The sequence below is a fragment of the Streptomyces sp. 5-10 genome (assembly GCF_014712245.1).
GTDB lineage: Bacteria > Actinomycetota > Actinomycetes > Streptomycetales > Streptomycetaceae > Streptomyces > Streptomyces violaceusniger.
Genome location: NZ_JACVYG010000107.1, coordinates 1 through 12,617 on the forward strand (window position 1 = coordinate 1; position 12,617 = coordinate 12,617).

Consider the following 12,617-nt stretch of genomic DNA (forward strand, 5'->3'; position numbering starts at 1 on the left):
GTTCGACTTCAACGACCCCAGCCACAACGGTCGGCCGTCCTCCCGGCCCTGCCCATAGGTGGCCAGCAGCGCCTGGGCCTCGATCGGATCACCGAGCGTCGTACCCGTCCCATGGCCCTCGACGGCATCCACATCCGCCGTCGTCAGCCGCGCGTTAACCAGCGCCTGCCGGATCACCCGCTCCTGCGACGGACCATTCGGCGCCGTCAACCCATTCGACGCCCCATCCTGATTCACCGCCGAACCACGCACCACCGCCAATACCCGATGNACGCGCCCGGGCATCCGACAATCGCTCCAGCAGCAGCACACCCACGCCCTCGCTGAATCCGGTCCCGTCCGCCGCGTCCGCGAACGCCTTGCACACCCCGTCCACCGCCATGCCGCGCTGCCGGGAGAACTCCAGGAAGAGACCCGGGGCCGACATCACCGCCACGCCCCCGGCCAGGGCCATCGAGCACTCACCACGGCGCAGCGCCGCACTGGCCTGGTGCAGGGCCACCAACGACGACGAACACGCGGTGTCCATCGAGACCGCCGGACCCTCAAGGCCGAGCACATACGCCACGCGGCCGGAGGCCACACTCTGCCGGCTGCCGTTGAGCAGGTACCCCTCGAGTTCGCCGGGGAAGGTGTTCAGGCGCGAGGCGTAGTCGTTGTAAATGACGCCGAAGTAGACCCCGGTCGGGGTACCGCGCAGTTCAAGGGGGTTGATCCCCGCAGCCTCGATCGCTTCCCATGACGTCTCCAGCAGCAACCGCTGCTGCGGATCCACCGCCAGCGCCTCGCGCGGCGACATTCCGAAGAACTCCGCGTCGAAGTCGGCGGCATCGTGGAGGAACCCGCCCTTCCGCACATACGAGGTGCCCGCATGCGCCGGGTCCGGGTCGAACATGTTCTCCAGGTCCCAACCGCGGTCGGTGGGGAAGTCCGAGATGGTGTTCCGGCCGTTCGCCACCACGTCCCACAGCTCATCGGGGGAGCTCACCCCGCCGGGGTAGCGGCAGGCCAGACCCACGATGGCGATCGGGTCGTCGGCATCGCGCCGGTCGTCGTCCCCCGGCACGCCGGCCGAGGCGGGGGAAGCGTCAGCGACGTCGCCCACGATCCGAGACCTCACATAGCGCGCCAGCGCGGCCGGGTTCGGATAGTCGAACAGAGCCGTCGACGGGAGGCGAACCCCTGAACGCTCGGTAAGGTTGCTGATCAGCTGCTGACGCTTCTCCCGGTAGACGCCGAGAGAGCGGAAGGAAGCCTGCTCGGCGATGTCTTCTGGGCTGCGTGAGCCGAGTATCTGAGCGATCTCTTCACGTACCAGGGCGAGCACGATCTCGAACTGCCGCTTTTCGGACGCATCAGAGAGTCGATCGCGCAGCTCAGCATCCGTGAGTACTCGCCTATCCCGCACAGCAAACCCTTCCAACGCCAATGGAATTACGCCATGTCAGATGTGGACAGCAGTCCGCCAGCCGTCCGGCCGGAAACCGGCCAACAGGTTCTCAAGGGGTCGCGCTAAAAGGGCCGGATCAACTGGCCTCTGGTCTCAATCAGGTGCCCGATGCACCGAATTCGTTCACTGAGTGATGCGCTCGGCGACGAAACGGGCGACATCGGGCAGTTGCTCAGTGAGGTAGAAGTGGCCGCCTGGGAAGACCATCAGCTCGAAATCGCCGGTGGTGTGCTTTCCCCAGTCCTCCGCCTCATCAGAGGTCACTCGCTCATCGGAGACACCGATAACGGTGGAGATAGGGCATGTGACCCTGGTGTCCGGAGAAACCGCATAGCCTTCGATCGCCTTGTAGTCGCTGCGGATGGCGGGCAGGATGACGCGAAGGGCATCCTCATCGGCGAAGATCCCGGAGTTCGGACCGTTCAGCGCCTTGAGGTCCGCTATGAGCTGGGCGTCGTCCGTCCGCAGCTTCTCGTCTCGGCGCCGTGAGGGAGCCGGGCGGGCCGATGCGAACAGCCGTCGCGGGCTGATCCCGTCCTTCTCTTCGAGGCGTCGCGTCACCTCGAATGCCAGCACCGCGCCCATACTGTGCCCGAAGAAGACCAGCGGACGATCGTCGAGAGTCCGCACATCCTCGAAGATGAGGTCGGCCATTTCCTCGACGCTGTCTATGCACGCGTCCCGGTGGCGGTCCTGCCTGCCCGGATACTGAACGGCCAGGACTTCCGCCGATACGTTCAGCCCTCTTGCGAAGGGAAAGAAGAAGGTGGCGGCGCCACCCGCATGCGGAAAACAGATCAGTCGGATGTCTTGCGGAGACTCGCCTCTCCGAAAGCGGCGAAGCCAACGCCCAGGGCGTACCTCGGCTGCACCCACGTGCCCCATCCCTTCAATGACCGGTTCCGGCGACCGCACGGTGGTACCCGATGCCAGTAGCCGAAAGGGCTCGGATGAACGGACCCTCCCCCGCTTCACAGCCTCCGCCCAAAAACTTTTTCGACGCTACAAGCCATCCGCCAACCAGAGAAAGGGTCATCTCTGCACAGGCCAACTGGTGGCCATGGCACGGATGCACAGGTGTGTGCGGCACGGACGGTCGTGACCAGCCGACACGGCCGTGCGGACACGGTGCCGTTGCCGGCGCGGCGAGGGGTCCGGGCCCCCTTCCCAGGCGCCCTCCCGGGGGTCCGGATAAGGGCCCGGACAGGGGCCCGGATGGGCCGGATTCAGCGATTTTCCCGGCTATGACACCCCACGGGCGATGGCAGGAGAGTGCCATTTGGCTTGTGCATGCGTTGCGACAGCCGGACACACGGCAGCATGGAGGGGCCCGTTGAGTGAACGGCGCGCCCGCGTACCACTACGGGGCTGTCATGGACCGACCTTCTCTCTTTGGTAAAGCGGCCATCCAGGGCATCAACGACCCGTCTGCTGCAAACGACCCTGCTGCAATGGAGAGCGCTGGAGCACTGGACGCACTGGGCGTGCCGGACGCACTGGACGTACTGGGAGATCGAGCGGCATTGAGCAGGAAAGAAGCGCCATGAAGGTGTGGATCGACCAGAGCAGATGCCTCAACAGCAGACAGTGCGAGGAAACCGCGCCGCGCGTGTTCTCGATCGCGGACGACAGTCTCGCCTATGTGCGCCAGAACGGCCGGCTGCTGGACCAGCCGGGCGGCGAGACATGTCAGGCGGATGTCCCCGATGAGGACCAGGACGCAGTCGATACGGCGGCCTACGAGTGCCCGGGGCAATGCATCCACGTCATCGAGCAACCGTAGACAGGCCCGCGTCAAGAGAGCCCGTGCCGAATAGGAGACCATCGCATGTCTGCCGCCGAGAGCACCGATGAGAGCATTCCGCGCCTGCCCTTCGACCAGTCCGGCCTGATGGAACTGCCGCCCCGGTTCGCCGAGCTGCGGGAGAACGATCCCATCGTCAAGGTCCTCACCCCTGTCGGCGATCCGGCGTGGCTGGTCACTCGGCATGAGGATGTGAAGAAGCTCATCTCCGACGCGCGTTTGGGACGCTCGCATTTCGATCCACCGAACGCACCCCGCTACAGCGCGGCGGTCATTCTCGGCGGTCCGCGGGGCGAGTACGAGACCGAGGTCGTCGACCACACCAAGGCCCGGCAGGTGCTGATTCCGTCGTTCAGTGCCCAGCGGATGCGTTCCCTGCGGCCACGGATCCAGCGGACCGTGGACGAGCTGCTGAGCCGATTCCAGGAGCTTCCGCGGCCGGCCGATTTCCACCAGGAGATAGCGAAGCGGCTTCCGGTGTTTGTCATCAGCGAACTGCTGGGCATCCCCTTCGCCGACCGTGAGCAGCTCGGCACCTGGTCGCAAGGCACCTTCCACACCAGCGACCAGCAGATCGCCGTCACCGCCATGCTGGAAATGCGTGAGTACATCGCTAAGTTCATCGAGCTCAAACGCACCGAACCGGCCGACGACGTCATCACCGACCTGGTCCTCAAGCAGCAGGAGACGGGGTTCCCGCCGGACGACGCCATTCAGACGTACGTATCGACGCTGATCATCGCCGGTTTCGAGACCAGTGTGTCGTTCACCGACTACGGCACCCTGCTGTTCCTGCGGAATCCGGATCAGCGGGCGCTATTGGAGGCGGATCCCGGCCTGGCTCCCCGTGCCGTGGAAGAGATCCTGCGGTTCGCACCGGCCTCGGACGCCTGCATCACCAGGTACGCCCGGACCGATTTCGAGTACAAGGGGACGCGGATCTCCGAGGGGGATCTGATCGCGCTCAGCCCGCAGACGGCCAACCGTGACCCCCGTGTCTTCCGGGAGCCGGAGCGTTTCGACATCACGCGAAACGAGAACCCGCATATGACGCTCGCTTACGGCCTGCACTACTGCATTGGCGCCCCGCTGGTCCGGGTCATGCTGGACGTGCTCTATCAGACGCTGTTCGCCCGCCTTCCCGGGCTGCGACTCGCGGTGCCGATCGACGAGCTGGTGTCCAGGAACAACGTGCTGACGGGAGGGCTCACCTCGCTGCCCGTGACCTGGTGACCGACCCACGAGGAGCCTGAACAGGCGCCCCGACGAGGGCCCGTCCGCGGGCGCGACCGGGGCGCCTTCTGCATGCCGCCAGGTCGCCGTGGCGCCGTGTCACCGTGCCGCCGCGGGAGCACCGATCCCTGATCATCCACGCATCCACGGGCATACCTGGCCGGTGGCAGGACAGTGCCACTCGGATCTTGAGACGGCGCCGAGGCGGCGCGGGACGGCAGAATGATTGTCGGGGCTGCGTTAACGGGGAGGTTGCTGCGGTGTGCAGTGCCAGTAATGAAGTCTCACCAGAGATGAAGGCGGCCCTTTTCCGCCACAGCCAGGGACCAGTGGCTGTCGGGCGGTCCTTACGGAAGTGCGCCAGTGCGGCTTTCGGCATCATGTCGGCCATGCCGCCGTCCATCTGTCCGTCAGGGTCGGCGTCCGGGCACTCTCCGACCTGAGCAGCGCCTTCAGCGCGACGTCCGCCGCGCGCCTCATCATGCGTGTGCGCTCTCGCCACCACTGCTGCGGCGCATCACTTCTCGCTGCGGCGCAGCACCTTTCATGGACCATTGAACATCTTCGTCACGGGGGCATCAGTGCCAAGTTTGGGTTCACTGTGCGAAAAACCGGCCTTAGGGCTGCATTTCCTTGATGCTGTCGACCGCAACTCCTTCCAGGCCCGTACGGTGCTGGGTGTCTGGCTGTCCGACCCGGAGTCGGAGAGGAACATTCGGCTCCTGGACACCGGGCTGCGCGATCTGCTGGTCATCGTGGCGCCTGATCAGCCGTGGCTGACGGATCCCGCCGCCGCCGAGCACCGGATCCGCATCCTGGCGCGCAGTGGTGCGGCGGGCCTTGCGATCATGCGCACCACTCCGCAGGACGTGCCCGAAGCCGTATTGGTGAATGCCAGGAAACACGGTGTGCCCCTGCTCGTCGGCAGCGAGGAGCTGTGCGGATCGGAGGTGGCGCAGGTCGTCAGCCGTGAGCGGCTGCGGGAGTACGAGGACCGCGCTCAGCAGCTGGAGGAGATGCTGGACCAGATACGGCGGCCGGGGAGGCAGCGGCACCACAGGCTGCAGACCCTGCTCGACCGGCTGGCCAAGGCGGTGGAGGGGGCGGTGCGCCTGGTCGATCCGCACAAGGCCGTGCTGACGTCCGAACTGAGCGCGGGGGGCCCGCTGGTGGAGCCGCCGGCCGCCATGGTGGCACGCATCGTGGGCGGGGAAGTGGGAGCCGCGTCCATCAACCATGGGAAGCACAGCGTGCGGCTCTACTCGATCGGCTATCACCCACCCCACATGGTTCTCATCGTGGTGCGCGACCAGGACTTCAACGAGTCCACCGAGAAGATCATCGCGCGCTCCACCGTGCTGCTGAGCCTGCTGATCCGCGCGGAGGAGATGGACAGCGACCAGTACCGGCTGCAGCAGACCATGAGCTCGATGCGGGCCGCGGTGCTCCATCTGGCGCTGAACGGCCTCACCCAACTCGCCCAGGAGATCGGCCAGTCGCTGTACCCCGGGCTGTTCTCCGCCGATCAGGTTCGGGTGCACCTCATCACCTGCGGCGAGGGGGAGCTGAACGCCACGGCCTCCAAGCTGGAGAACGCACTGCGGCAGCAGGCCCTGGTCGTCCGCTCGCCCTTCCGTTCCGATCAGCTCTTCGTCGTCACGCCCGAGTGGCCGCCCTCGTCCGGTGAGGATCGCGGGACGAGTGTCGCCCAGCGGCTGCACGACCTGGTGGCCGACGTTCCAGGGCTCCGGATGGGCGCCAGCCATCCCAAGCCGCTGGCGAGCCTCGAGGAGGCACACCGGGAGGCACACCGAGCCCTCACCATGGCGGGGAACAGCCAGGAGAAGCTGGTGATGGCGGCCCGGGAGGAACCCGGTCTGTCCTTCTTCCTCGACCCGGGCGCCGGCCAGGCGTGGGCAGAGGCCTTCCTCCGCCCGCTCGACGCGCTCGCCCCCGCCGTACGGGAGAGCATGCTGCGAACGATCGATCTGTCGTTGCGGTTCTCCCGTCTCGATGTGGCGAAGGCCACCGGCTCCCATCGCAACACGGTGGCGGCGCGCATCGCGAAGGTCAGCGAGCTCCTCGCCCTGGATCTCACCTGCCTGCCCGACCGGGCCGTGCTCAGCCTCGCGCTGGAGCTCCGGGCCTTACCTCCCCATACGGCCCATACGGCCCATACGGCGAACGCGGTGTCCGATGAGCGGAACCTCGGCGATCTACTGGCGGACGACGGCGCCCAGGAATGGGCCCGGATCTATCTCGGACGTCTCGACGCGGACCGCAGAGAGCTACGGCGGACGCTGGCGGCGTGGGTGGCCTGCGGCGGCAACGTGGAGCAGACCGCACAGAAGGTCGGCGTCCATCTGAAGACGGTCCGCAACCACCTCCGCGCGGCCGAGAGCCTGCTCAACTGCCGTCTTCTGGGGACCCCGGGGCACACGCATGACCTCGTGCTGGCCATGCATGCCCTGGGGGTCGCCCGGGTCCTGCCCGACCACCTGGTACGGTCTCCCTCCCGCCGACTGCGCGCGGCGTGACCTGCGCCTTCACTCCTGTGCTCCCCGTGCTCCAAGGGCTCTGACATCGCGAGCGACGACGGTGCCGATCTCGTTCGCCGCCGCGGTGTCGAGCATCTCGGAGTGGGTGCAGTCGATGTCGACGATCCTGATGTCCCCTTCCACGTACGGTCGCCAATCCAGGGGGTCGCCCGTCCTCGCGTCGCTCTCCGGTATCGCCGCGCGCACGAGGACGATGTCGCCTTTGAGGACGGGAGGGGTGTGGCGCGCCATCATGTCGAGGTTCGTCTGGTAGGCCCGGTAGATGCCATCCACGTGCTCTTCGCTGACCTCGGTCCCGAGGGGAGGTGGCCGCCACAGCCCGTCGTCCGCCACCGGGTCGTACTGGTTACGGGCGACCCTCAGCAGGTCCTCGACCACTTCCCTGCGGGACGGGCACCAGAGCGGTTCGGCGCTCTGCCGCTCGAGGGGATACGCGTCCAGGAGGAACAGCCGATCGACCCGTTCCCCCATGGCCTCGAGGCGCGCGGCCATGGCGTGCGCCACCATTCCGCCGAAGGACCAGCCCAGGAGGTTGTACGGCCCCGAGGGCTGGATCGACCTCATCGTGGCCACGTAGTCGTCCGCCATCTCCTCGATGCTCGCCGCCGCCTCCCGCGACACATCGAGGCCACGGGCCTGAAGGGCGTAGAGGGAGAAGCTGCCGACCGCGTGTCCGGCCAGCGCCTGGTAGGCCCAACCGATGCCACTCGCCGGATGCGCACAGAACAGCTTGGGTGTGTCCGGCTCGGACCTGATGGCCAGGATGGCGTCGAAGTCGTGTGAGCTTTCCCCGTCGTCCAGGAGGCGAGCGAGCCGAGCCGGGGAGGGGGCCTGGAACAGGGCCTGCATGCCCAGACGGGCACCGGTCTCGGCGCGCAACCGGCCCATGAGGCGCATGGCGAGCAGGGAATGGCCGCCCAACGCGAAGAAGTCGGCGTCGGCGGGGACGTGGGGCAGACCCAGCACCTGGGCGAACAACCCGCACAACGCCTCTTCCGTGGGGGTGGCCGGTGTACGCCCGGGGGCGGGGGTGTAGTCGGGGGCGGGCAGCGCCTTGCGGTCCAGCTTCCCATTCGCCGTCAGCGGCAACTGCTCCAACACGACAACGGCCGACGGCACCATGTGCTCCGGCAGCACACCCGCCAGGAACTCACGCAACTCCGCACCCACCAGACGGGACCCAGCCGCCGGTACGGCATAACCGGTCAGCCGCCGATCACCGGGCCGGTCCTCACGGACCACGACCGCCGCACGCACCACCTGCGGATGCGACGCCAGCGCCGCCTCCACCTCACCCAACTCGATACGGAAACCCCGCACCTTGACCTGATCATCCACCCGGCCCACGAACTCCAACCGCCCGTCCACCCGCCACCGCACCAGATCCCCAGTCCGGTACATCCGCCCCCCAGGCCCGGCCCACGGGCACGCCACAAACCGTTCCGCCGTCAGCCCGCCACGCCCCGCATACCCCCGCGCCAACCCGGCACCGGCTATGTACAACTCACCCACCACACCCGGAGGCACCCACCCCAAACCACCATCCAGCACATACACCGAGGTGTTGCACAACGGACGGCCCAACGGCGGGACACCCTGGACGGCGGAGTCGAGCGTAGCGGTGGTGGACCAGATGGTGCACTCGGTCGGACCGTACAGATTGACCACCTGCGAACCCAACTCACCCAACCGCCGAGCCAGCCCAGCCGGCAACGCCTCACCACCAGCCAGCACCCGCAGACCCCGCAGCATCTCCGGGACCTGCGAAACAACGGCCTGCCACAGCGTCGGCGTAGCCTGCATCACCGACACCTCCCACCGCTTGACCAACCCCGACAACACCACCGGATCACCCACCTCGGCATCCGACGCCACCACCACACCCGCCCCACACACCAACGGCAAAAACACCTCCAACGCCGCAATATCGAACGAGACCGTCGTCACCGCCAACAACCGATCCCCAACCCCCCANCCCGCCCCACACACCAACGGCAAAAACACCTCCAACGCCGCAATATCGAACGAGACCGTCGTCACCGCCAACAACCGATCCCCAACCCCCAACCCCACCCGCTCCCCCACCGCAGCCAAGAACCCCTCAACAGCAGCCCGGGACACCACCACACCCTTCGGAGCTCCTGTCGACCCCGAGGTATAGATGACATACGCCGGATGCCGCGCATCAACCGGACTCACGCGATCGGCATCCGTCAGGTCAGTGCCAGATGCCTGAGTCAGGAGCTGCCGGGTGTCCTCGGCGTCCAATACCAGCAACCGTAGACCGACCCCTGTCGGTACCCGGTCGGCTGTCTGGCTGATGGCAAGCACCACCTCCGGCTGAGCATCGTCCAGCATGAAGGCGATCCGATTCGCGGGATAACGCGGATCGATCGGCACATACGCCCCACCCGCCTTCACCACCGCCAGCAACGCCACCACCATCTCCACCGACCGCGACACCACCAACCCCACCCGCGACTCCGGCCCCACACCCAACCCCACCAACACCCGCGCCAGACGATTCGCCCGCTCATTCACCTCCCCATACGACACCTCACACCCCCCACACACCACCGCCACCGCACCCCGATCACGCCGCACCCACCCCTCAAACAACCCCGGCAGCACATCAGCAACGCCTTCACCCACCCCACCGGACACATCCCCACCCCAGCGCTCCAGTTGCCCCCGCTCGTCCCCGCTGAGCACATCGATCCGTCCCACCACACGCCCCGGATCAGCAGCAATCGCCTCCAGCACCCGCACGAAACGAGCCGCGATCACCTCCACCGCATCCCGGTCGAACACATCAGGCCGGTATCCCCACCGCACCTGAAGCCGCTCACCAGGAATCACCGTCAACGCCAACGTGTAATGCGTCGCATCCCGGCCCCCGCTGCCCCGCACGGTCACACCGCTGTCTCCCAGAGCCCCCGAAGCCGCGCCGGGCGCTACCGGATAGTTCTCGAAAATCACCACCGTGTCGAACCGGGCCCCCGCACCCGCCGCCGCCTGGATCTCCGGCAACCCCGCGAACTGATGCTCCGACAACCGCGCCTGCGTCTCCTGCAACCCCGACAACAACCCCGACACCGACACCCCAGCCACCGCCCTAACCCGCACCGGCACCGTATTGATACACAACCCCACCAACGACTCCGCACCCACCAACTCCACCGGCCGCACCGCCACCGTCGCCCCGAACACCACATCCTCACGCCCCAACAACCGACCCAACACCACACCCCACGCCCCCTGCACCAACGTGTTCAACGTCAGCCCCAACTCCCGGCCACGCTCCACCAACCGCCCCGTCAACCCCTCCGGAACCTCACACCACACCTCACCCGGCACCACCCCACCACCACCGGACACCACCGGCCCCAACACCGACGCCTCCTCCACCCCCGCCAACACCCCACACCACGCCGCAACCGCCGCACCCCGATCCCGCGATCCGTACCACGCGAGGTAGTCGCGGTACGGCGTCGGCCTGGGCAGTGCGCTCTCCCCGCCCGGATGCTCGTACAAGGCGAACAGATCCCGCACCAGCAGCGGAGTGGACCAGCCGTCCAGCAGGATGTGGTGATTCGTCATCACCAACCGGAAACGGTCCTCCCCCAGCCGGAACAGCGCGAACCGCAGCAACGGCGGCCGCGCCAGATCAAAACGCTCGACACGGTCCTCCGCCAGCCACCGCTCGAAAACTCCCCGCGCCTCCGCCTCCCCCAGACCCCGCAGATCCTCCTCCTGCCACGGCACCCGCACCCCACCAGGCACCACCTGAACCGGCACCGACACACCCTCATGCACAAACCCCGCACCCACATGCGGATACCGCCGCAACAACCCCTCCGCGGCCCCCCGCAACCGCACCACATCCACCGAACCCTCGAGATCGAAGACCAGCTGCACCATGTACACATCCGGCGCGCCATCGTCATAGACCGCGTGGAACAGCAACCCCTCCTGCAACGGGGTCAGCGGCAGGATGTCGGTGGCCTCCGGGACCAGTGCCTCGACGTGTTCGATCTCGGTTTGGTCGAGCGGGACCAGCGGCACGTCGGAGGGTGTGCGGCCACCGGATGTGGGATGCCTGAGGTGGGCGATCAGTCCGTCCACGGCCGTACGCCATGCCTCTGCGAACCGGCTGACCTCCGCTTCCGTCATCAGGTGGCGGGCCCAGGCCCAGGTCGCCGTGAGGCGCGGCCCGTCGGCGGTGTCCTCGGTGAGTGCGTTGATGTCGAGGCAGTGGGTGAGGGCGAGATCCGGGTCGGAGCCGCCGCCGAGGGCCGTGCTCTCCTTGGCGTAGGGCCAGGTGGCGGAGCCACTGCCGGTGTACCGGCCGAGGTAGTTGAAGCCGATGCGCGGCGTGTTCAGCGCCGCGAGCTGGGGCCCGGTGCGGGGGTTGAGGTAGCGCAGCAGGCCGTAGCCGATGCCGTGGTCCGGGACGCGGAGCTGTTCCTTCACGCGTTTGAGGGCACCGCTCAGGCTGGCGGCGCCGGTTGCCACCTCGGTCCAGTCGACGGCACCGGCGTCGAGGCGTACCGGATACATGCTGGTGAACCAGCCGATGGTGCGGGTCAGATCGAGGGCGTCGGCGATGTCCTCCCGGCCGTGTCCCTCGACGTTGACCAGCAGGGCGGTGGCTTCGTCGGTGCCGTAGCAGTGGGCCGCGGCCAGGACCAGGGCCGTGAGGAGGACGTCATCGACCCCCGCGTGGTACGCGGCGGGTACGGTCGTGAGGAGGGGTTCGGTGCGTGCCGGGTCGAGGACGACGGTGAGCGAACGCAGGCTGCGTACGTCGTCACGGGCGGGGTCGAGCGTGTCGGTGGCCACGGTGAGCCCAGGGTCCCTGGTCATACGGGTCCACATGTCCAGCTCGTCTTCCCGGGCGGGGTCGACGGCCTGGTCGGTGAGCAGTCGCGACCATCGGCGGAAGGAGGTGCCGACGGGCTGGAGTGCGGGCGGCCGGGCGGCCTCGACCGCCTCGTACGCGGCGATGAGGTCGGGCAGCAGCACCCGCCAGGACACTCCGTCCATCACCAGGTGGTGGGCCAGCAGGAGCAGCCGGCCGGGGCGTCGGTCCCCCGCGTCCAGCCAGACGACCTGCAGCACGGTGCCGGAGTGCGGGTCCAGTCGGGCCTGACCCGCCGCGCTTTCGGCGGCCACCGCCGCCCGCAGATTCTCGTCGCCACCTGCGATCGCCGCGGTTCGGCGTACCAGATCCGCTGCCGCGACGGAGCCGGGCGGTGTGATGTCCAGCTGCCAGGCGTCGGCGCCACCGCCGCCGGGGCGGCCGTCACCGTCCCCGCCGACGATCCGCAGTCGCAGTCGCAGTGCGTCATGGTGGTCGATCACGGCCTGTACTGATGCGATCAGCCGGTCGAGTGTCAGCGTCGGTGGCACTTCCAGCAGCACCGACTGGTGATAACCGGCGGTCGCCCCTTCGCGCTCGTGCAGCCAGTGCATGATCGGGGTCATGGGCAGTGTGCCCACTCCGTTGTCCTCCACGGCCGGGGCCTCGGCGGTCCGGGTGGCGGTGGCGGCGAGGGCGGCGGGTGTCTTG

The 12,617-nt window shown here is 67.7% G+C and carries 5 protein-coding genes and 1 pseudogene; 3 read left to right on the top strand and 3 right to left on the bottom strand.

Annotation, left to right across the window (positions count from 1 at the left end; genetic code table 11):
* Both IEJ02_RS46755 and IEJ02_RS46760 read right to left on the bottom strand, forming a co-directional pair.
* Window positions 1-1,276, bottom strand: a pseudogene (locus IEJ02_RS46755) (acyl carrier protein); the annotation flags it as partial.
* 297 nt (window positions 1,277-1,573) lie between these two features.
* A complete protein-coding gene (locus IEJ02_RS46760) occupies window positions 1,574-2,326 on the bottom strand; it encodes a thioesterase II family protein (RefSeq protein WP_275562996.1) in 753 nt (250 codons plus the stop codon).
* 667 nt (window positions 2,327-2,993) lie between these two features.
* Between IEJ02_RS46760 and IEJ02_RS46765 the strand changes: the two genes are divergently transcribed.
* From IEJ02_RS46765 to IEJ02_RS46775, 3 genes are all read left to right on the top strand, one after another.
* A complete protein-coding gene (locus tag IEJ02_RS46765; protein WP_137980431.1) occupies window positions 2,994-3,233 on the top strand; it encodes a ferredoxin in 240 nt (79 codons plus the stop codon).
* Window positions 3,234-3,278: 45 nt separating this feature from the next.
* Window positions 3,279-4,487, top strand: coding sequence for a cytochrome P450 (locus IEJ02_RS46770; protein WP_191070346.1), 1,209 nt, complete (start codon window positions 3,279-3,281; stop codon window positions 4,485-4,487).
* Window positions 4,488-5,158: 671 nt separating this feature from the next.
* The gene (locus IEJ02_RS46775) at window positions 5,159-7,024 is read left to right on the top strand and encodes a helix-turn-helix domain-containing protein (protein ID WP_191070347.1); all 1,866 of its coding nucleotides are present in this window, start codon (window positions 5,159-5,161) and stop codon (window positions 7,022-7,024) included.
* 9 nt (window positions 7,025-7,033) lie between these two features.
* Here IEJ02_RS46775 and IEJ02_RS46780 read toward each other — a convergent pair whose 3' ends face one another.
* The gene (locus tag IEJ02_RS46780) at window positions 7,034-12,532 is read right to left on the bottom strand and encodes an alpha/beta fold hydrolase (protein WP_223865570.1); all 5,499 of its coding nucleotides are present in this window, start codon (window positions 12,530-12,532) and stop codon (window positions 7,034-7,036) included.
* Window positions 12,533-12,617: the final 85 nt, after the last annotated feature.

Excerpts from the sequence above, each read along its gene's own strand:
- IEJ02_RS46765 (WP_137980431.1), top strand. The coding sequence starts at position 2,994 with ATGAAGGTGTGGATCGACCAGAGCAGATGCCTCAACAGCAGACAGTGC.
- IEJ02_RS46770 (WP_191070346.1), top strand. The coding sequence starts at position 3,279 with ATGTCTGCCGCCGAGAGCACCGATGAGAGCATTCCGCGCCTGCCCTTC.